This is a genomic window from Rhodobacteraceae bacterium M382 (genome assembly GCA_025141015.1).
GTDB classification, from domain to species: Bacteria; Pseudomonadota; Alphaproteobacteria; order Rhodobacterales; family Rhodobacteraceae; genus Aliisedimentitalea; species Aliisedimentitalea scapharcae.
The window spans coordinates 1,555,758-1,575,687 of record CP081098.1; the positions used below are offsets into that span (position 1 = coordinate 1,555,758).

Consider the following 19,930-nt stretch of genomic DNA (forward strand, 5'->3'; position numbering starts at 1 on the left):
CAAGATGACCCAAATTAGCAATGCCCGCCTGCAAGTGATGTGGAACCGTTTGTTGGCGCTGGTCGAGGAGCAGGGGCAAACCCTGATCCGTGCCGCCTTTTCCCCGATCGTGCGCGAATGCGGCGATATTTCGGCCGGGATCTTTGACGCCCAGGGACAGATGTTGGCCCAGGCCGTGACCGGAACGCCTGGCCATATCAATACCATGGCCGAAGCGGTGCAACACCTGCGCGCCCGGTTTCCGTCACAACAGATGCAGCCCGGCGACATCTATATGACCAATGATCCCTGGCTGGCTTCGGGGCATCTGAACGATTTCCTGTTGATGATGCCCGCGTTCAAGGACGGCAAGGTCGTTGGCTTTACCTCCTGCACCTCGCATTTGGTGGATCTGGGTGGTCTGGGCATGGGGCCCGAGGGGTCGGATATCTATGACGAAGGCCTGTTGATCCCCCCCTGCAAGCTGGTCGAAGGTGGTGTGCCCAACCCGCTGTTGATGGACATCATCCGGGCAAATTCTCGCGAACCCATTGCCAACGAAGGCGACATCTATGCTCTGATTGCCTGTTGCGAAGCTGGTGTGAACCGGCTGCTGGGCATGATGGAGGAATACAAGCTCGACGATCTCGAGGAATTGTCCGCCTACATCATCAACACCTCCCGGCGGGGCACATTGGAGGCTATCGCAGAAGTTCCCAATGGCGTTTATCGCAATGCCATGCGCACGGATGGTTATGATCGCGAAATCGAGCTGCACGCGACACTCACCATCAGCGACAACCGAATGGTGGTGGATTTCGATGGCACCTCGGGGTGTTCCAACAAGGGCATAAATGTGCCGCTGAATTATGCGACGGCGTATACGGTGTTTGCGCTGCGCTGTATCGTTGGATCGGACATTCCCAACAACGCCGGGTCGCTCGAGCCGTTTGAGGTCACGGGACCTGCGGGATGTATCCTGAACGCGCAGCGGCCGGTGCCGGTGGCAATGCGGCACACCTTGGGGCAAATGACGCCGGATCTGGTGTTCGGGTGCCTGCACCAGGCGCTGCCTGAACGGGTGCCCGCCGAAGGGGCCTCGTGCATGTTTGATCTGCCAATGCGCCACGCGCCCGAGGTGGCCCGCGACGGGGGGCGCGAATTCGCCATCGAACCCGTCCATAATGGCGGCACCGGCGCGCGACCCCATGCAGACGGATTGTCGGCGACGGCCTATCCGTCCGGCGTCTGGGGGAGCCAGATCGAGATCACTGAGGCTGTGGCACCTGTCACAATCTGGCGGCGCGAATTGCGCCCGGACAGCGGTGGTGCCGGGCAGTATCGCGGTGGATTGGGGCAGCGCATTGAATTGAGCGCGACCAATGATGCGGCGTTCATGGTGTTCCTGTCGGTTGAACGGTTGAAATTTCCAGCACAGGGCCGGGCCGGGGGGCTGTCCGGCGCACCGGGCCGCATCCGGTTCGACGGCGCGGACACGGATATTCCGGGCAAGGGCGAATTGCGGGTCGAACCCGGTCAGCGGTTGATTTTTGAAACCCCAGGCGGGGGTGGTTTTGGTGATCCGCTCCTGCGCGATCCGCAGGCGCTCGCGCAGGATCTGGCCCGTGATCTGGTCACGCCGACCGGGGCCAAGAAATACGGAGGTGCCACATGATCAATCCCACTCCACACATCGGGGCCATGGCCCCCTATGCTCTGGCCGACCTGGGGCCCGAAGGTGCCGTTTCAATGGCCCAGAATGAAAGCGCCTTTGCCCCCAGCCCATTGGCTCTGGCCGCGGGGCAGGCGGCGCTGGCGCAGGCGGCGCTTTACCCCGATCCTGACTGGATTGACCTGCGTGCAGCAATCGCCCGGGTGCATCAGCTGGACGCTGGCCGTATCCTGTGCGGGGCCGGGTCGATGGAGCTGATTGGCGCTTTGATTTCGGCCTTTTCGGGACCCGGTGACGAAGTTCTGGGCAGCCAATTTGGCTATGCCTATGTTGCGACCGCCTGTCAGCTGAGCCAATCCCGATATGTAACCGCACCAGAACTGGATCTGGTGGTGTCTCCAACCGAAATCCTGGCCCGGGTTACGCCAGCGACGCGTATCGTGTTTGTCTGCAATCCGGGCAACCCGACCGGCACAACAATCGCCAACGCAGATCTGGTGGCGTTGCGCCGGGATCTGCCGGATGATGTACTCTTGGTCATTGACCAGGCTTATGGTGAATTCGCTGACCCGCTGGACGATCCGGCGTGTTTGTTCGCGCTTGTCGATTTGGGCAATACGATCATCACCCGCAGCTTTTCCAAAGCTTATGCGCTGGCCGGCGTGCGGGTGGGCTGGGCCTATGCCCCTGACCGGATCGGTTCCGAAATCCGCAAGGTTCTGAATCCCAACAACGTTTCGATCATTTCACAACAGATGGCGCGGGGCGCGATAGAGGATCAGGCGCATCTATCCGGTATCGTCGCCAGGACCGGCGCACTGCGCACTGCGTTTTCAACACAGTGCCGGGCCTTGGGTCTGCATGTCCCGCCGTCTCAGACGAATTTCGCCTTGATGCAATTTGGCTCTGCCGAAGATGCCCGACGCGCGGATCAGGCGCTGCGGCGACATGGCCTGATGATGCGGGGCATGGGGGGCTATGGGCTGTCGGACTGCCTGCGGGCCACAATCTGCGACCAAACGGTGATGGACCGTGCGGTTGCTGTTCTCAAAGGAGTGCTGACATGACAACGATCACCCGGAACGGCCCCCGGATCGGGGTTCTGGTGCCCTATACCAACTGCAATATCGAACCGGATATGCAACTGTTGTGCCCGCCCGGCGCGACCATACATTGTGCCCGTATGGGCGGCTATGACGTTGATGAAATCCCCGGCTCTGATCAGATGGCGGGTCTTGGGTCTTCGGATATATCCGATCCGCTGATGCTGTTGTCCGGGGTCAGGCCCCATGCCATTCTGTATGGATGCACCTCGGCGACGCTGACCCACGGGCCAGCCTTTGACGCGGATCTGTCCGAGCGGATCAAATCCGGGTCTGGTGCGCTGTCTCTGACAGCTGCGGGTTCCTTGGTGGCTGCCATTCAGGCGCTCGGCGCGGCGCGGGTGGGCTTTGCTTCGCCCTATCTGGGGGAAATCAACGACCAGGCCATGCGATTTTTGTCCGGGCAGGGCATCGAAACCGTCAAATGCCACGATGTTGGCCGCCCCTTGGGCAATTATGGACAGGGAGAGTTGACGCCGGATGAAGTCTTTGAGCTGGCGCTGCAAGCGGATCACCCCGATGCGCAAGCCATCGTGCTCAGCTGCACGGATATGCGGTCGGTCGAATGCATCACCCGGGTCGAAGCGGCGCTGGGCAAACCGGTGGTTAGCTCGAACCAGGCGATGATGTTCTGCCTGATGCGTGCGCTTGATCTGCCCCGTCATGATGATGCACCGGGACGGCTTTTTGATCTGCTTTAAAACGTGTCGTGAAAAGCTTGAGAGAGACTGTTTCGATTAACACGTTGAAATCACTGATGTCAGGCGGTTCAGGTGTCTCGCGAAACGCCCAAGGACGCATTTTGCCTGTGGACTATACAGCCTCAGGATCGTGGAAGGGCACAGCTCTCTGCTTCTTTCTGGTCAAAAATACCTCAGGGGGTCTGGGGGACAGCGTCCCCCAGCCTCGTCACCCGCGCCTAAAGGCCGAAATCTTCTTTGCGGGTTTCCTGATAATGGTCAAAGTCGGACGTGTACCAGGCTGTCCCACGGGTATTTGACGCCAACGCATTGGCCAGATCATCCAGGGCCGACATCGGCAACAGCGTGTTGAACACGTCCCATCCGGCGGCCGTCGGATGTGCCTCGAACCCCAAAACCTGACCTTTCATGCCACTGATCACCGGAACGAGTGCCCCGGTGAAGGACGATGGAACGTGGATGTCGATCTTCATGATGGGTTGCAACAGAACCGGTGCCGCCGTTGCCATCGCGTCATTCACGGCGTTGCGCCCAGCCGTTCGAAAGGCATAGTCCGAACTGTCGACCGAATGGTGTTTACCGTCTTTCAGCGTCACGCTCACATCGACAACCGGAAACCCGACTGGCCCCTTGGCCAGCGCGTCGCGTGCACCGGATTCCACAGAAGGAATATAGTTGCGCGGCACAGCACCACCTTTGACGATCTCGTCGAACCGGAACCCGGCCCCGCGGGTCTGAGGGGCCAATTCGATCACCACATCGGCAAATTGTCCGGCACCCCCGGATTGCTTGCGGTGACGGTGGCGGTGTTCCACGGATTTGGTGATGGTCTCGCGTAACGTCGGTGGCAGCTGTTCCTGTGTGGTTTTAATGCCAAAGCTGTGTTCAAGCATGGCAATGAGACGGCGCAAATGCTGCGGTCCCTGGCAGGATAGAACTGCGTGTCCCGTCTGTTCATCCTGGCTGACCTGGGCGGCTGGGTCGATTTCGGACAGCTTGTCCAGCGCTGTCGTCAGCCGGGTTTCGTCGCGTTCGCTCAGCGGTGTGATCAGGCGGCGATAGGTTGACGGGTGACCGCTGGCCCAACCAGGCAACGCCGATGCGCCATCCGCGTCATACGACCATCCGAGAGAGAGCTGATCGGATTTGGCCGCAACGCCCAACTGCCCGGGGGCCAATTCCTGAATCTGTTGCCCGGATCCGACGGCCGTCAAATTGCCGATCGACCCGCCAGCCAGGGCTGTGTTGCTGTTAACAGGCCCGCCCAAGGCGCGCACCACGATGGTTTTGCCCAGATGTTTGACCAGATCGGCGGCACATCCCACCGCCTGTGGGGGTTTGCCGGTTGTCAGGCGTTCACAGGTGGCTTCAATCCCTGGGGCTTCGTGACGAAGGGATTTCATGATCCGGGTCATGCCGTTGCGATGCAGCGCAGATCCAATAAGCGCGGGGACCAGATCGTTGTGTTGCAGAACTTGGGTGGCCACGTCAAAAACGTCGTCAGCCATGGGTTGTTTGTCTTCGATCAACTGTTCCAGGAGCGTGTCGTCAAAATCGGAGTAAGCCTCCAGCAGCTCGGTCCGGGCCTCCTGTTCGCGGTTCAGTACGTCGCTGGGGATTTCGATCAGGGTGGAAGGTTCCCCATCGTGATATTCCCAGGCCCGTTCGGATATCAGATCTACAGCGCCGACAATATGGTCCCCGTCACGCATCGGAACCTGACGCAACACGATATTGTGGCCGCAATAGGACTGCAGCGCCATGACGATATCGCTCAGCCGGTCAGTGGCAACATCCACCTTGTTGATGAACAGAAAGGCCGGAATACCGGCCTCTTCGATCAGGCGGATGAATGGGGCGCTGAGCACTGCGGCCTCGGCGTCGGCAGGCACACACAGCACCGCCGCGTCGCTGGCAGCGAGCGCAGGCCCCGCCTGACATAGGTTTTCAGCGCCGCCAGCAATGTCGATCGCGCCCCAATCTTCGCCCATATAGCTGAACGTGTGCACGCTGGCAGTACCAGAGATGTCGAGGGTCTGATGCGGAGTGTCATCCAACCCCGCCAATGTTGCCGCCAGAGTTGACTTGCCCGAATGCGACGGCCCCAATATCGTGAATACCCTCATCGTCAGTACCTCTCTCATGCATATCTCAATTCCTGCGCTGCACGACAGCGGGGATCGTGCGGCGGGTCCGCGCAGGAAAACGGCCATGGATATCCACAGTGTCGCCGATATCCACTGGTCGCATCGGGCCGCATCGGGCCACGTCGCAAGAGGTCTCAACCATTCGGCAACATTTGGATTTTTCGCCATGCAAGGGGCGGGGTCAAGCTTATTGCGCAATTTCCCGAGCGTCGGGGTGACGCAGGTGTCTGGTCAGCGCGCGTACCTTGCAATACCGTACGCCCGACATATTGAAATGGAGATCTCGAATGCCGGTGACATTACAAGCCATGATGCAAGAGGCGAATGCCGTAGTTGAACGCATTGACAGCAGTCGCGCGCAGGAATTGATGGGGCAGGGGGCGCTGTTGCTGGACATCCGCGATGCACCCGAGTTGGAGAAATCCGGGCGTGCCGTCGGTTCGCACCATATCCCTCGTGGGATGTTGGAGTTTCGCGCTGACCCGGCCAGCCCGTTTCACGATCCCGAAATGCGCCCGGAGCGCGTGATTGTGCTGCATTGTGCCAGCGGTGGACGTGCGGCCCTCGCGGGAAAGCTTCTGCGGGACATGGGGTATGATCAGGTGTTCAATCTGGGTGGGCTAGGGGATTGGGCCGGCCCCAAACAGGAGCCGGTAGACCCCGGCATGTAAGACAGTACCGGGGCGGGCTGGTATGGCGCGCCCCGAGATCCCGGTGTCAGGCGGCGTCCGCCGCAGCAACCCGCGTGGTGCGGCTGTACAGTGTCTCGCCTGAATCGCGGTCAATCCCAGTTAGTTTCACCTCATAGCCCCACAAACGCTTGATGTGCTTCAGGACTTCGGTGCGGTCCTCGTCGACCAGATCAATGCCGTTTTGTACCCGGTGCACCAGTTGCAATTCACGGTCGCCTTTCAGGTCTGCGTCCACCACCTGAATATCCGGTTCCAGAAACGCCAGATCATAGGACCGGGCCAGAATTTGACGCACCTCGCGGTATCCGCGTTTGTTGTGGATCTGGCTGACCACCAGATTGGCCTGTTTTTCGTCGTCGGTGATGACAAACAGCTTGAGTTGTCGGATCAGATGCGGTGACAGGAATTGCAGGATAAAGGATTCATCCCGGTAATTGGCCCAGGCATTGCGCATCACCGATTTCCAATCAGGATCGCCTGCAAATTCGGGGAACCATTCACGGTCCTCATTCGTAGGGTTTTCGCAGATCCGCCGAATGTCCTGCATCATGGCAAAACCGATGGCATAAGGGTTGAGCCCGTTGAACCGCGGGTCGTCGAATTCCGGCTGCATGATCACATTGGTATGGCTGTGCATCATCTCCATGAATGCGCCTTGGGTGATCAGCCCTTTCTCATACAACCGGATGATGATGTAGTAATGGGTGAAGGTCGCACAGCCTTCGTTCATCACCTTGGTCTGTTTCTGCGGGTACATGTATTGCGCCAGATACCGCACGATCCGCACGATTTCACGTTGCCAGGGCGCTAAATTGGGGCTGTGTTTTTCCAGGAAGTACAGCAGATTTTCCTGTGGGAGACTTAGCTCCCCCTGGCGCGAACTGAGCGCGGCCTCGCCCTCGGATTGGGCCTGTTCTGGAGAACCCAATATCGTGTCGGTCCACAGATCCAGAACACTGCGACCGCTTTTGGCACCCTCGCGCTGTTGTAACATCGCCGCCTGTTCCTGTGCTGTCGGCTTGGGGGGGCGCCCGTACCGAAACACCCCCTGATCGCGCAATGCATGGGCCGCATCCAGCACCTGTTCAACCGCATCCAACCCATGGCGTTCTTCGCAATCGGCGATGAAGTTTTTGGCAAAGGCCAGATAATCGTGGATGCCTGACGCATCGGTCCAGTCGCGAAACAGATAATTGTTCTTGAAAAAATGGTTATGCCCAAAGGCCGCATGTGCCATGACCAGCGTTTGCATTGCCATGGTGTTTTCTTCCATGTTGTAGCTGATGCAGGGGTTTGAATTGATCACGATTTCATAGGCCAGCCCCATCATCCCCTTTCGGTAATAGGTTTCGTCGCGCACGAAATGTTTGCCAAAGGACCAATGCTGATACATCAACGGCATTCCGACACAGGAATAGGCATCCAGCATTTGTTCCGCCGAAATGATTTCAATCTGGTTGGGATAGATATTCAGTCCCAGATCGTTCAGCGCGATTTCCTGGATCGCATCATGGACCGTGCTCATCAGATCAAAGCTCCAGTCCGGGCCGTCAAACAGCGGACGCGCATGTGTGGTGGAATCGATCATGAGGTGTCTCCCGCGACTTTCTTGGCAAACAATTTGCGGAACATCGGATAGATATGGGCCGGTTCCGACACGCGCAGCATTTCAAAGTTGGGGAAATTCTGTTTGACCCGACGATAGGAATGCCACAGATCGCCCCCGGCACCTGGGTCGTTCAACAGGCGGTCTTCGCTTTCGGGGACGATTTCGACATAGGCGAAATATTGGCAAAACGGCAAAAGCTGTTCCGTGAGCAGGCTCTCGCATTTGACCGAGTCGTTGCCAAAGTTTTCTCCGTCCGACGCCTGGGCCCCATAGATGTTCCATTCGTCGCTCGGGTATCTGTCGTCGATGATGTCGCGCATCTCCTGTAACGCGGTGCTGACAATGGTGCCGCCGGTTTCGCGGGCATAGAAAAACGTCTCTTCATCGACCTCTTGTGCGTGGTGTGTGTGACGAACAAACACGATCTCCGAATGCTCGTATGCGCGTTCCAGAAACAGGTTCAACAGGATGAAGAACCTTTTTGCCAGATCCTTTTCGCGCTCTTGCATGGATCCCGACACATCCATTAGGCAAAAAATCACAGCCTTGGAATTGCGCACTTTTTCCGTCGTGAACGTATCAAACCGCAGATCCAGCGGGTCGATATAGCCGACGACCCGGCGTTTGCGTTCCAATGCCTCAAACTGATGGCGCAGGTCTGCCAACAGACGTATCTGTGCAGCATTTGGATCGCTCAAGGCCTCAAGATCGACGATCTCTTGCTCCAGTTTGGCAAAGTCATCCGCCGACGGGCGTTTCAACGCAATCCGTCGCCCCAAAGAGTTGCGCATGGTGCGCACCAGGTTGAGGTTGTTGGGAGTGCCGGATGTGGTGATGCCCGCCCGTCGGGTCGCGATGGTTTCGGTTTCCACTGATGCCTTTTTGATCAGGTCCGGCAGTTCCAGCCCGTCAAACAGGATCTGGAGATATTCCTCGCGGGTGAGGTTGAAGGAAAACCCATCTTCGCCCTCGCCACTATCGGCCCCTTCGCGCCCGCCCTGACCAGCACCACCTTTGGGGCGGGGAAAACTGTCCCCCACCACAAAGTCCTTGTTGCCCGGAAACACCCGTTGACGAAACCCGCCGGTATTGGATTGCGTCAGCCGAGGTTCGCGAATGCCTTTGACCGGGATTGTGACCCGTTCGCCGACACTGTGATCGTCGGTCCCGTCGCCTTTGACCGATCGTTTCTGCACCGATTTGTCGACCATGTCCTTGATATGGTGACGGGTGCGGCGCAGAAACCGTTGCCTGTTGCCCAGACTCTTGCCTTTGGGATTGCGACGGCGGTCGATAAAGTGATGCATCGTACGTGCACCTCCTCGATGATTACCCTGCCTTGTTCACACGCATGTACCATTCGACCAGTCGCCGGACCTGGCGAGTGGTATACCCATGGCTTTGCATGCGTTCGACAAACTCCATGTGCTTGCCTTCGGTGTCGCTGTCTTTCTTGGACCCGAAACTGATCACGGGCAGCAGCTCTTCGACCTGGCTGAACATGTGCTTTTCGATGACGTCGCGCAGCTTTTCATAGGAATTCCACGCCGGGTTCGATCCGGTGTTGGCGCGGTGGCGCAGGGCGAATTTGACCACCTCGTTGCGGAAATCCTTGGGGTTTGAAATCCCGGCCGGTTTTTCGACCTTGGACAGTTCCTTGTCCAGGATCTCCCGGTCATAAAGCTGTCCGGTGTCAGGATCCTTGTAATCCTGTTCTTCGATCCAGGCATCCGCATAGGAAATATAGCGGTCAAACACGTTTTGCCCGTATTCCGAATAACTCTCCAGATAGGCTTTCTGGATCTCATTGCCGATGAAATCTTCGTACCGGGGGGCCAGTTCGGTCTTTATGAACTCCAGATAGGTGGCTTCGGTCTCGGGCGGAAACTGTTCGCGTTTGATCATCTGCTCCAACAGATACATCAGATGCACCGGGTCGGCGGCAACTTCTTTGGTGTCATAGTTGAACACATTGGACAAAACCTTGAACGCGAACCGTGTCGACACGCCGCTCATGCCTTCGTCGACACCGGCATGGTCCTGATATTCTTGAACCGTCTTGGCCTTGGGGTCGGTATCTTTCAGTGTTTCGCCATCATAGACGCGCATTTTCGAATAGAGGTTCGAGTTCTCATGTGGTTTCAGGCGTGACAAAACACTGAAGCGGGCCAGAATCCGCAACGTCTCCGGTGCGCAGGATGCATTGTTCAGTTCACTGTTTTCCAACAGTTTATGATAGATCATCGCCTCTTCGGTCACGCGCAGGCAATAGGGGACTTTGACGATGCTGACCCGGTCGATAAAGGCTTCGTTGTTCTTGTTGTTCTTGAACGCCTGCCATTCGCTTTCGTTTGAATGGGCCAGAATAAGGCCGGTGAACGGGATGGCCCCAAAGCTTTCGGTGCCCATATAATTGCCTTCCTGCGTTGCGGTCAGCAACGGGTGCAACATCTTGATCGGAGCCTTGAACATCTCGACGAATTCCATGATGCCTTGGGTGGCCCGGTTCAATCCGCCGGAAAACGAATAGGCATCCGGGTGATCCTGACTGTAATGTTCCAGCTGCCGGATATCGACCTTGCCTACCAGGGTCGAAATATCCTGGTTGTTCTCATCGCCCGGTTCCACCTTTGCCACACAGATGCGTCTTAGGCGGGAGGGGTGCAGCTTGACGACCGTGAACTTTGAAATATCACCGTCGAATTCGTCCAGCCGTTTTACGGCCCAGGGTGACATCAGGCCGGGCAGGCGGTGTTTTGCGATGCCATATTCGGTCTCCAGCATGTCGCCCATGCGGGTTGGGTCAAACAGCCCCAGCGGAGATTCAAAGATCGGGCTGATCTGGTCCCCGGCCTTGAGCACATAAATGGGTTGTTCTTCGACAAGTCGTTTCAGCCGCTCGGCGAGCGAGGATTTACCGCCACCGACGGGGCCCAGCAGGTACAGGATCTGCTTGCGCTCCTCCAACCCCTGCGCTGCATAGCGGAAATAGCCAACGATCCGTTCGATCGTATCCTCCATGCCGTAAAAATCCTTGAAGGCGGCATATCGTTTGATGGTGCGGTTTTGAAAGAGAGGGCCCAAGCGTGGATCCTTGGAGGTATCCACCAATTCTTCCTCTCCGATGGCGGCCAACATGCGTTCTGCCACGGTGGCATAGGTCTGGGGATTTTCGCGACATGCATTCAGATAGTCATGCAGCGACATCTCCTGCTCTTTTGTTTCTGCGTACTGCTCCGCAAAAAGCTCGACAATGTCCTTCATCGACACGTACCTCCTGGTTGCCAATATCCTCCACGGTCCTCCCTGTGCGAAAACATAGTGCTGTCCGCACGTGAGGAAACTTTGTCCACAACGTTTTCTGAGCCTGCCCAAACCCGCTCACGGGCTGCCATTCCCTGGTTTGGCACAGCGCGCGCAATCCAGAGTGTTGAATCTATTCAACATTTTATTTGGCGATTGGGTTCATGTTACATCAATTCCTTGGATTTTTCTATCCCAATTTGGTTAACAACCTTCAAAGACTGTTGGAGAGACCGTGATCATGGCACTGGCCTGAGCGGCTCGGCACGTACCAGATGATCCTGGGCGAGGCCGGGTTTTCGATGGCCCAGGCATCCGATCAGCCAACATTTCCTACATGAAAACACACATCAGGTCATCGGCGCGCACAGGGGGGCACAGGGGGGCACAGGGGCGTACAGGCGATCACAAAACTGAAACATCCAGCGCTTCAAACTTGGTTTTTCGATGAATTTTCTGCGTTCCAGACGGACCTTTCGGGCCAAAATCCGGGCGGCTGTCGCGATTTTGTGAAGGGAGGCGGGCCAGGATTTCGCACATATGCGAATGTGATTCTTTGTGCGGAAACAAGACAGTTGACGCATCTGCGGCTTACGTCCACGTCAGTATTTGTCCCAGACACACTTTGAGGGTGCACAGCGTCGAACCAAATGTTCATGGGGCGGGTCATCGGGAGGGAGGCCTATGTTCTGTTTGCAACCGCTCCGTCAGGAGGGGTTCTGTTTCTCGCGTGAATTTGGCCCAGGTCGTGGCGCTGTCCGGGGATATACCCATCGGGTCGCCATGGGATCAAAGATGAGCTAATTAGAGGTGGCGCAGCGATGGTCGACGGCTCTGGTTTGCGATCATCGTTGTTTTATGGTGCAAATCCAGATTGGATAATGGATACATTATTCCCTTTTCCCAAAATCATTGCCAATATCGCATGTGACGAGGCCAAAAATCCGGGGATCGTTCATGGGGGAGTGACATGGCAGGTAAGTTTCAGGCTGTTGATATCGGCAAAACCGCATCGGCGGCGACGATCATTTTTAACGCATTGCGCAAAGCCATCGTTGAAGGGGATCTATCGGATGGAGACCCGCTCCGCCAGGACGAGATTGCCCGTATGTTCAACACCAGCCGCATACCGGTGCGTGAAGCTTTGACCATGCTGGAGCAGCAAGGGCTGGTCAAAACCGTACGGTACAAGGGCGCTGTCGTGGCGGCGCTTTCGATGCAGGAGGCCAGCGAAATCTTTGATTTCCGGGCCTTTCTCGAGGCAGAAGTGATCCGGCAGGCTGTGCCGGTCATGAGTTCGGGGGTCTTGGATCAGGCCCAGCAGTTTCTGGAGAAGTTTGCAGCTGCGAGCGAGCCCATGGAGTATGGTGATCTGAACCGTGGGTTCCATGCGACCCTGTACCGTGCCAGCGGACGGCCCTATCACCTGAGCGTGATCGAGAATTCGATGGACCGGATCGACCGTTACCTGAGGGCGCAATTGGTTCTGAGCGGGGGGATGTCACGTGCGGATCGCGAACATCAGGCCATTCTGGACGCTTGCCGCAAGGGCGACGCGGACAAAGCCGCGCAACTGACGGCCGACCATATCCTGGGGGCAAAGGCTTCGTTGGAAGAACATATCCACGCCAAGCCGCAAACCTGAAAAGCCGCTTCGGGCGGGATTGACCACGCGGTTAGAGCTCGGGTTCAACGCCCTTGCCCGGCCCTGTCGACAGGCGTTTCAAAACGCCTATCCCGGTGCCCGCCTGCGACAATATTTCGACCGGCTTACAATGGGCTTACAATGGGCTTACAATGGATGGTAGCAGGCGACCTGATGTCCGGTCTCACCCTCCATCGGTGGCATTGCTGCGCGGCACGTGTCTGTTGCCAGCCAACAGCGCGGTGCAAAAGCACACCCGGGCGGTACGTTCAGGGGCGATGGCAACTCGCCTTCCAGCTTGATCCGATCCTTTTTGGCTTCGGGGTCCGCACGTGGTGTGGTCGACAACAAGGCCTTGGAATAGGGGTGGCGAGGCGCGGCAAACAACGTCTGTTTGCTGGCCTTTTCCACGGCACGGCCCAGGTACATGACGATCACGTCATCGGCGAAATGTTTGACCACCGACAAGTCATGCGAAATGAACAAATAGGCCAGCCCCAACCGGTCCTGCAGTTCGACCAACAGGTTCAGAATCTGGCTTTGGATTGACACATCCAGCGCTGACACCGGTTCATCCAGCACCAGGATTTTGGGGTTCAGCATCAGAGCGCGTGCGATGGAAATGCGCTGTCGCTGACCGCCGGAAAACATATGCGGATAGCGATCAAAATGTTCCGAACGCAATCCCACCAGGTCCATCATCTCGCGCGCCCTGGCTTCACGCTCGCTTGCGGGCATCTGCGGGCGATTGATCACCAGCGGTTCCATCAGGATGGTGCCGATTTTCTGGCGTGGGTTGAGCGAGCCATAAGGATCCTGGAACACGATCTGCACGGTTTCGCGCAGCGATGCCCATGTGTCGGGCCGAACTTCGGTGCCGTCCAGGGTCAACCGTCCTGCGCTGGGCTCTTCGATCATCGTTATCAGGCGGGCCAGAGTGGACTTTCCACAGCCGGACTCTCCGACGATCGCCAGCGTTTTACCCGGTGACAATTCGAAATCGACTCCGGCAAGCGCGCGCACGGTCTGGGTCTTGGACAGGAAGCCCTCTTTGACATCATAGAAGCGGGCCAGCCCTTCGGCTTTTACGATTGGGGCGCTCATGTCAGCTCTTTCTCTTGCAATGTCCGCGCATGGTGACACAGGGCCCGGCCCAATTCGGGGGCTTCGGGGCGCGGGGGCGTTGTCTGGCACAGGTCTGTGGCGTGGGTGCAGCGCGGCGCAAACAGGCACCCAGCCGGTCGGTCGAATTGCCCCGGCACGACACCGGGGATCGAGGGCAACAGCCTGGATGTGGCGCGTTCCGGCAGAGCGGCCAAAAGCGCCGTGGTGTAGGGATGGTATGGGTGACGGAACAGGTTTCGGACGGATTGTTCTTCGACCTTTTGACCGGCGTATTGCACCTGAACCCGTTCGGCGGTTTCAGCAACAACCCCCATGTCATGGGTGATCAACACCAACCCTGTGCCGGTGTCTTTGCGCAAGGAAACCAGCAGATCCAGGATCTGCGCCTGAATGGTCACATCCAGCGCGGTGGTGGGTTCGTCCGCGATCAACAGCTTGGGGCTGCAGGCGATGGCCATGGCGATCATGACCCGCTGGTTCATCCCGCCAGACATCTGGTGCGGGAATGTATTCAGGCGGGTTTCCGGAGCCGGGATGCCGACTTTTTCAAAAAGTTCGATGGCGCGTTTGTTGCGTGCGGCCCGGTCCAGTCCCAGATGGATGCGCAGGGCTTCCTTGATCTGAAAACCGACGGTGAAACAGGGGTTCAGCGACGACATCGGCTCCTGAAAGATCATCGCCATATCCTTGCCGATGATCTTGCGTCGATCCCGTGGGCTGAGACCGCGCAGGTCCTGTCCCTGAAACGACATTTCATCCGCCGTGATCGTGGCGGTCCAGGGCAGCAGCCCCATCAGCGCCAGCATGGACACGGATTTTCCGGATCCGCTTTCGCCAACAATGGCGAGGATTTCGCCCTCGTCCAGCGTCAGGTCGACGCCGTCCACCGCCCGAAAAGATCCCGACGAGGTGGCAAAATCGACAGAGAGGTTGCGTATGCGCAGCAGTGTCATGGTATCAGCTCCGCTTGAGTTTCGGGTCGAGCGCGTCGCGCAGCCCGTCGCCCATCAGGTTGATGGCCAGCACGGTGACCAGAATGGCCAGACCGGGAAAGGTGACAACCCACCAGGCGCGCAGGATGAATTCGCGGGCCTCGGCCAGCATGGTGCCCCATTCCGGGGTCGGCGGTTGCGCCCCCATTCCCAGGAACCCCAACGCGGCAGCATCCAGGATCGCAGTCGAAAACGACAGCGCCCCCTGCACGATCAGCGGTGCCAGACAATTGGGCAGCACGGTGATGAACATCAACCGCCACAACCCGGCACCGGCCACGCGGGCAGATGTCACATAGTCCTTTTGCCGCTCGGCCAGAACCTGTGCGCGGGTCAGGCGCACATAATGGGGCTGGAACACGATGGCGATGGCGATCATCGCATTGGTCAGTGACGGCCCCAGAATGGCCACCAGCACCAGCGCCAGCAACAGCGACGGAAAGGCCAGAATGATGTCCATGATCCGCATGATGATATTGTCGACCATCTTTGGGGCAAAGCCCGACAGCAGCCCGATCAGGATCCCGCCCGACGCCGCGATCGTTACCACCACGATGCCGACAAAGAACGAATAGCGTGACCCCGCAATCAGGCGCGACAGCATATCCCGACCCAACGGATCGGTGCCCAGAATGAACTCCCAACTGCCACCCTCGCTCCAGACCGGGGGTTGCAGGATATGATCGCGGAACTGTTCTGTGGGGTCATAGGGTGCGATGAACGGCGCAAACGCCGCGCAAAAGGCAAAAGCGGCAAAGAAGTAGAAGCCAATGACCGCACCACGGTTTTCGCGGAAGTAATACCAGAATTCGCGCAGGGCGCTGGGGCGGGCGGGGCTGTTGGGTGTCATGGTCTGATCCGCCATTACCGCTTCCTGATCTTGGGGTTGATCACGCCATACAGCAGATCAACGGTTAGGTTCACGATCATCACGATCACGGCAATCATCAGCAATCCGCCCTGCACAACCGGATAGTCGCGGCGCGAAATGCTGTCGACCATCCACTTGCCGATGCCAGGCCAGCTAAAGATGGTTTCTGTCAGGATGGCCCCGGCCAGCAGCGTACCAACCGACAGGCCGATCACGGTGACCACGGGGATCAGCGCATTGCGCAGTGCGTGTACACCGTTGATACGTGTCGGGCTCAGGCCCTTGGCGCGGGCGGTGCGGATATAATCTTCGCCCAATACCTCCAACATGGCGGATCGGGTTTGGCGGGCAATCACGGCCAGCGGGATAGTGCCCAAGACGATGGTCGGCAGGATCAAGTGGCGCACCGCAGATTTGAACGCGCCCTCCTGGCCAGACAGCAGGCTGTCGACCAGCATCAGCCCCGTCACATCGTCAAACCAATAAAGCAGGTCGATGCGCCCGGACACCGGGGTCCAGCCCAGATTGCCGGAAAACACGATGATCAGCAGCAACGCCCACCAGAAAATCGGCATCGAATACCCGATCAACGCCGATGACATCAGCGCCCGGTCAAAGAATTTGCCCCGGTTGACGGCGGCAATCACCCCCGCAGGCAGCCCCAGCAACACCGCAAAGATCATGGCGCAGAAGGCCAGCTCGAACGTTGCAGGAAACAGGGCAAAAAATTCGTCCCAGACCGGTTTTTTGGTGACAAAGCTTTCGCCCAGATCGCCCTGAACCACGCCAACCAGATAGTCGGTGTATTGCTGCCAGACGGGTTTATCAAACCCCAGTTTGACCACCATCTCCTGATAGCGTTCTTCGGTCATGCCGCGTTCGCCGGCCATGACAATGATGGGATCCCCGGGCAGCACCCGGATGAACATGAAGGAGATCAGCGTCACCCCGATAAACGTCGGAATGAAAGTCCCCAGTTTGGTGAGCAGGTAGCGTAGCATCAGCGGCCTATGATCAGCAGATCTTTGGTGAATGTTGTGAGGGTGCGACAGCCGTCTTCGGTGATCAACACGTCGTCTTCGATCCGGACGCCGAATTTGCCTTCGCCATAGAGCCCCGGTTCGTTGGTATAAACCGTGCCCGCAGGCAGAACCATCGGATTGCCGCGCATGATATAGGGGGCTTCGTGTACATCACGGCCCAATCCATGCCCGGTTTTGGTGCGGATCCGGTCTGCGTAGGGCGACGCTTCGAGCACGCCGGTCACCGCGTCATCAATGTCATGGGCGGTGACACCGGCGCAGGTGGCTTCCAGCCCTTTCATATTGGCGGCGAGCACGGTGTTATAGACGGCGCGCCCTTCGTCGGACACCTCGCCAACAAACACGGTGCGGGTGATATCGGCGGCAAACCCGTGTTTGCGCGCGCCAAAGTCAAACAGCAGCGCGTCGCCGGATTGCACGGGATAGTCATCGCGCGCATGGGCATGAGGCAGGGCGGAGTTCGCACCCGCCGCGACAATGGGGGCAAAGGCCAGATCATCGGCCCCTTCGGCAAACAGCGCCGCAATCAGCGCGCCTTCGATCTGTTTTTCGGTCTGCCCGATGCGCACCCCGTCCAGCACCCGTGTCAGGGCGCGTTCGGAAATGTCGATGGCGGCCTGCAATGCGGCGATGTCGTCGGGGGTTTTGATCATTCGCAGGGCCGAGATTTCGCGTTCGGCATCAACGATGTCCAGGTCGCCATAGGCCTGCGCCAGGGCGTGATGCACAAACACCCGCATGACCTGACCTTCGACGGCCAGTCGCTTCATCGGCATATGTGCTGCCAGCGCGGCAAAGGCATCCATGTATCCGGTCTGGTCGCGCCAATCGAATGTGGCCCCGTCCAGTCCCACAAGGGCCCAGCTGGAGAGTTCGAGATTGGGAACAATGGCCGCCGGGGCACCATCGGCGGGGATGACCACCAGAAACGGGCGTTCGTGGCTCATGAAGCTGTGGCCAAGGGCGCGGGTGAAATTGGGCCCCGGCACCAGGGCCACGGCATCCACCGACAGGTCACGGGCGACCTGACGATATTCGGCCAAGCGATCGGTCATTTTGGGGTCTCCGACAAAAGAGGAAACCGGGGCTGTGCGTGACAGCCCCGGTTCAAATGTTTGGTCTTATTCGACGCTAACGCCGTAGAAGATGTGGCTGCCCAGCGGGTGGACCTTGTAGCCCGAGACCTTGGTGCTCATCGGCATATAGACAACCGAATGCGCGATGGTCGCCCAGGGGGCCTGATCCTTGAACACGGCCTGTGCCTCTTCGTACAGTTTGGTACGTTCGGCGGTGTCGGTGGTCACCTTGGCCTTTTTGATCAACGCATCAAACGGCTCGTGGCACCACTGTGCCCGGTTCGATGCTTCGACCCCGTCGCAGCCCAGCAGAACGGCCAGGAAGTTGTCCGGATCCCCATTGTCCCCGGTCCAGCCCAGCAGAACGGCACCATCGCGGTTCAGTTCCTTGGAACGGGCCAGGTATTCACCCCATTCGTAGGAAACGATTTCCACGTTTACCCCAACCTTGGCGAAATCGGCCTGCATCAGTTCGGCCATACGACGCGCATTGGGGTTATAGGGACGCTGAACCGGCATCGCCCAGATCTTCATCTCCAGACCGGACACGCCTTCGGCTTCCAGCGCGGCCTTGGCGGCCTCGGGATCATAATTGTCGTCCTGAATGGCGTCGCTATAGCTCCACATGGTGGGCGGGATCGGGTTTTTGGCGATCTGGCCCGACCCCTGGAACACGACGTCAATGATGGCCTGTTTGTCGATGGCCATGTTCAGCGCCTTGCGCACCTTTGGGTTGTCGTAGGGGGCCATGGTGGTGTTATAGGCCAGATAGCCGACGTTCAGACCTTCCTGCTCCATCATGGTGATGTCGCCGTCTTCTTTCATCGCTGCGATATCAGCCGGGTTCGGGTACGGCATGATGTGGCATTCGCCGGCTTTCAGCTTCTGATACCGCACGGACGCATCCGGAGTGATCGCAAAGATCAGGTTGTCCACGTCGGCCTTGCCGCGCCAATAGCCTTCGTTGGCCTGATAGCGGATCACGGCGTCCTTTTGATAGGCGACCATCTTGAACGGGCCAGTGCCAATGGGGGCTGTGTTCAGCTTTTCGGGGGTCCCAGCGGCCATCATCGCATCGGCGTATTCAGCCGACAGAACCGATGCAAAATCCATTGCCATATTGGCAACGAATGGCGCTTCGGGTGTGTTCAGGGTGAATTTGACGGTATAGTCGTCAATCTTTTCAACCGATTTCACCAGGTCCGGCATCCCCATGCCGTTGAAATATTCCCAGGTGCCGCCATTGACCTTGTTGAACGGGTGATCGTCCAGACGCTGGCGTTCAAAGGTGAACACAACGTCATCGGCGTTGAAATCGCGGGTCGGGGTGAAATCGGCGTTCGAATGGAACGCGACGCCCTGACGCAGCTTGAAGGTATAGACCAGGCCATCATCGCTGGCTTCGACGCTTTCCGCCAGCCCGGGGATGACGTTGGTGGTGCCGGTTTCGAATTCCATCAAACGGCTATAGATCGGCTGGGCCGAGGCGTCGAAAGTGGTGCCCGCAGTGAACAGCGCCGGGTCAAACCCTTCGGGCGATCCTTCGGAACAGTAAACCAATGTGCTGGACAATGCCGGCGCCGCCATCAGGCCAAGCGCGGCAGTCGCCGCTAAAAAACGAGACTTCATGATGTTCTCCCAATGATTGTTTTTTGATCACGGCCCCGACCCGAAACACTCCCCGTTTCCCGGCTCTTTGTCGCAATGCGACCTCAGGTCAGGGCCGTGACATATTTCATATTGTATCCAATTACGCCAATCGGGAGTCAATGCGAATTTGTTACGGGAATGAAATCAGAAACGGGAAGCTGTCACGGCTTTGATTTGAAAGTGAAAATATTATTCCAAAAGCCGGGGGCAATGCGAACCTTGGGGAAGCTGCCGCAAGGTCAGGTTTCGCTGTGGGAAGGAGATTTGCACCGTGTTAAACGAGACTCCTGTCGAGTCATCCGGTCGAACGGCCCGGTATCCC

General features: G+C 58.1%; 15 protein-coding genes. 5 read left to right on the forward strand and 10 right to left on the reverse strand.

Annotated elements, in window-relative coordinates; all coding sequences use genetic code 11:
- The first annotated feature begins 4 nt into the window (after positions 1-4).
- The 3 genes from K3727_07140 (at position 5) to K3727_07150 (ending at position 3,455) form a co-directional block, all read left to right on the forward strand.
- Entirely contained in the window at positions 5-1,654 is a 1,650-nt protein-coding gene (locus tag K3727_07140; GenBank protein ID UWQ92548.1) for a hydantoinase B/oxoprolinase family protein, read from the forward strand.
- Positions 1,651-2,718 (forward strand): aminotransferase class I/II-fold pyridoxal phosphate-dependent enzyme, encoded by a 1,068-nt coding sequence (locus tag K3727_07145; protein ID UWQ92549.1) that lies wholly within the window; start codon positions 1,651-1,653, stop codon positions 2,716-2,718. The genes K3727_07140 and K3727_07145 overlap by 4 nt, the downstream gene beginning before the upstream one ends.
- 71 nt (positions 2,719-2,789) lie before the next feature.
- A complete protein-coding gene (locus K3727_07150) occupies positions 2,790-3,455 on the forward strand; it encodes an Asp/Glu racemase (protein ID UWQ93304.1) in 666 nt (221 codons plus the stop codon).
- A 218-nt stretch (positions 3,456-3,673) separates the two neighbouring features.
- Here K3727_07150 and K3727_07155 read toward each other — a convergent pair whose 3' ends face one another.
- Positions 3,674-5,581 (reverse strand): elongation factor G, encoded by a 1,908-nt coding sequence (locus K3727_07155; GenBank protein UWQ93305.1) that lies wholly within the window; start codon positions 5,579-5,581, stop codon positions 3,674-3,676.
- A gap of 308 nt (positions 5,582-5,889) precedes the next feature.
- Here K3727_07155 and K3727_07160 point away from each other — a divergent pair, with 308 nt between their 5' ends.
- A complete protein-coding gene (locus tag K3727_07160; GenBank protein ID UWQ92550.1) occupies positions 5,890-6,273 on the forward strand; it encodes a rhodanese-like domain-containing protein in 384 nt (127 codons plus the stop codon).
- 46 nt (positions 6,274-6,319) lie between these two features.
- On the opposite strand, the gene K3727_07165 is transcribed toward K3727_07160, so the two are convergent.
- From K3727_07165 to K3727_07175, 3 genes are read right to left on the reverse strand one after another with little or no spacing between them, the layout of a single operon-like run.
- Positions 6,320-7,882, reverse strand: a complete 1,563-nt coding sequence (locus tag K3727_07165) for a SpoVR family protein (protein ID UWQ92551.1) — start codon at positions 7,880-7,882, stop codon at positions 6,320-6,322.
- Positions 7,879-9,210 carry a YeaH/YhbH family protein gene (locus tag K3727_07170; GenBank protein UWQ92552.1) on the reverse strand — a complete coding sequence of 444 codons (1,332 nt, stop codon included), beginning with the start codon at positions 9,208-9,210 and terminating at the stop codon, positions 7,879-7,881. The genes K3727_07165 and K3727_07170 overlap by 4 nt, the downstream gene beginning before the upstream one ends.
- A 22-nt stretch (positions 9,211-9,232) precedes the next feature.
- Positions 9,233-11,167 (reverse strand): PrkA family serine protein kinase, encoded by a 1,935-nt coding sequence (locus K3727_07175; GenBank protein ID UWQ92553.1) that lies wholly within the window; start codon positions 11,165-11,167, stop codon positions 9,233-9,235.
- A gap of 1,009 nt (positions 11,168-12,176) precedes the next feature.
- Between K3727_07175 and K3727_07180 the strand changes: the two genes are divergently transcribed.
- Positions 12,177-12,851, forward strand: coding sequence for a GntR family transcriptional regulator (locus tag K3727_07180; GenBank protein ID UWQ92554.1), 675 nt, complete (start codon positions 12,177-12,179; stop codon positions 12,849-12,851).
- 147 nt (positions 12,852-12,998) lie between these two features.
- On the opposite strand, the gene K3727_07185 is transcribed toward K3727_07180, so the two are convergent.
- From K3727_07185 to K3727_07210, 6 genes are all read right to left on the reverse strand, one after another.
- Positions 12,999-13,955: a dipeptide ABC transporter ATP-binding protein gene (locus K3727_07185; GenBank protein UWQ92555.1), complete on the reverse strand. Its 957-nt coding sequence runs from the start codon at positions 13,953-13,955 to the stop codon at positions 12,999-13,001.
- Positions 13,952-14,929 carry an ABC transporter ATP-binding protein gene (locus K3727_07190; GenBank protein UWQ92556.1) on the reverse strand — a complete coding sequence of 326 codons (978 nt, stop codon included), beginning with the start codon at positions 14,927-14,929 and terminating at the stop codon, positions 13,952-13,954. Before K3727_07190 ends, K3727_07185 begins: the two co-directional genes overlap by 4 nt.
- A 4-nt stretch (positions 14,930-14,933) precedes the next feature.
- Positions 14,934-15,833, reverse strand: coding sequence for an ABC transporter permease subunit (locus tag K3727_07195; GenBank protein ID UWQ92557.1), 900 nt, complete (start codon positions 15,831-15,833; stop codon positions 14,934-14,936).
- Positions 15,833-16,840, reverse strand: a complete 1,008-nt coding sequence (locus K3727_07200) for an ABC transporter permease subunit (protein UWQ92558.1) — start codon at positions 16,838-16,840, stop codon at positions 15,833-15,835. Before K3727_07200 ends, K3727_07195 begins: the two co-directional genes overlap by 1 nt.
- Positions 16,840-17,937: a Xaa-Pro peptidase family protein gene (locus tag K3727_07205; GenBank protein ID UWQ92559.1), complete on the reverse strand. Its 1,098-nt coding sequence runs from the start codon at positions 17,935-17,937 to the stop codon at positions 16,840-16,842. The genes K3727_07200 and K3727_07205 overlap by 1 nt, the downstream gene beginning before the upstream one ends.
- Before the next feature lie 66 nt (positions 17,938-18,003).
- A complete protein-coding gene (locus K3727_07210; GenBank protein ID UWQ92560.1) occupies positions 18,004-19,587 on the reverse strand; it encodes an ABC transporter substrate-binding protein in 1,584 nt (527 codons plus the stop codon).
- Positions 19,588-19,930: the final 343 nt, after the last annotated feature.

Excerpts from the sequence above, each read along its gene's own strand:
- K3727_07195 (UWQ92557.1), bottom strand. The coding sequence starts at position 15,833 with ATGGCGGATCAGACCATGACACCCAACAGCCCCGCCCGCCCCAGCGCC.
- K3727_07185 (UWQ92555.1), bottom strand. The coding sequence starts at position 13,955 with ATGAGCGCCCCAATCGTAAAAGCCGAAGGGCTGGCCCGCTTCTATGAT.
- K3727_07205 (UWQ92559.1), bottom strand. The coding sequence starts at position 17,937 with ATGACCGATCGCTTGGCCGAATATCGTCAGGTCGCCCGTGACCTGTCG.
- K3727_07170 (UWQ92552.1), bottom strand. The coding sequence starts at position 9,210 with ATGCATCACTTTATCGACCGCCGTCGCAATCCCAAAGGCAAGAGTCTG.
- K3727_07210 (UWQ92560.1), bottom strand. The coding sequence starts at position 19,587 with ATGAAGTCTCGTTTTTTAGCGGCGACTGCCGCGCTTGGCCTGATGGCG.
- K3727_07165 (UWQ92551.1), bottom strand. The coding sequence starts at position 7,882 with ATGATCGATTCCACCACACATGCGCGTCCGCTGTTTGACGGCCCGGAC.
- K3727_07155 (UWQ93305.1), bottom strand. The coding sequence starts at position 5,581 with ATGAGGGTATTCACGATATTGGGGCCGTCGCATTCGGGCAAGTCAACT.
- K3727_07200 (UWQ92558.1), bottom strand. The coding sequence starts at position 16,840 with ATGCTACGCTACCTGCTCACCAAACTGGGGACTTTCATTCCGACGTTT.
- K3727_07190 (UWQ92556.1), bottom strand. The coding sequence starts at position 14,929 with ATGACACTGCTGCGCATACGCAACCTCTCTGTCGATTTTGCCACCTCG.
- K3727_07140 (UWQ92548.1), top strand. The coding sequence starts at position 5 with ATGACCCAAATTAGCAATGCCCGCCTGCAAGTGATGTGGAACCGTTTG.
- K3727_07180 (UWQ92554.1), top strand. The coding sequence starts at position 12,177 with ATGGCAGGTAAGTTTCAGGCTGTTGATATCGGCAAAACCGCATCGGCG.
- K3727_07175 (UWQ92553.1), bottom strand. The coding sequence starts at position 11,167 with ATGAAGGACATTGTCGAGCTTTTTGCGGAGCAGTACGCAGAAACAAAA.
- K3727_07160 (UWQ92550.1), top strand. The coding sequence starts at position 5,890 with ATGCCGGTGACATTACAAGCCATGATGCAAGAGGCGAATGCCGTAGTT.
- K3727_07145 (UWQ92549.1), top strand. The coding sequence starts at position 1,651 with ATGATCAATCCCACTCCACACATCGGGGCCATGGCCCCCTATGCTCTG.
- K3727_07150 (UWQ93304.1), top strand. The coding sequence starts at position 2,790 with ATGCAACTGTTGTGCCCGCCCGGCGCGACCATACATTGTGCCCGTATG.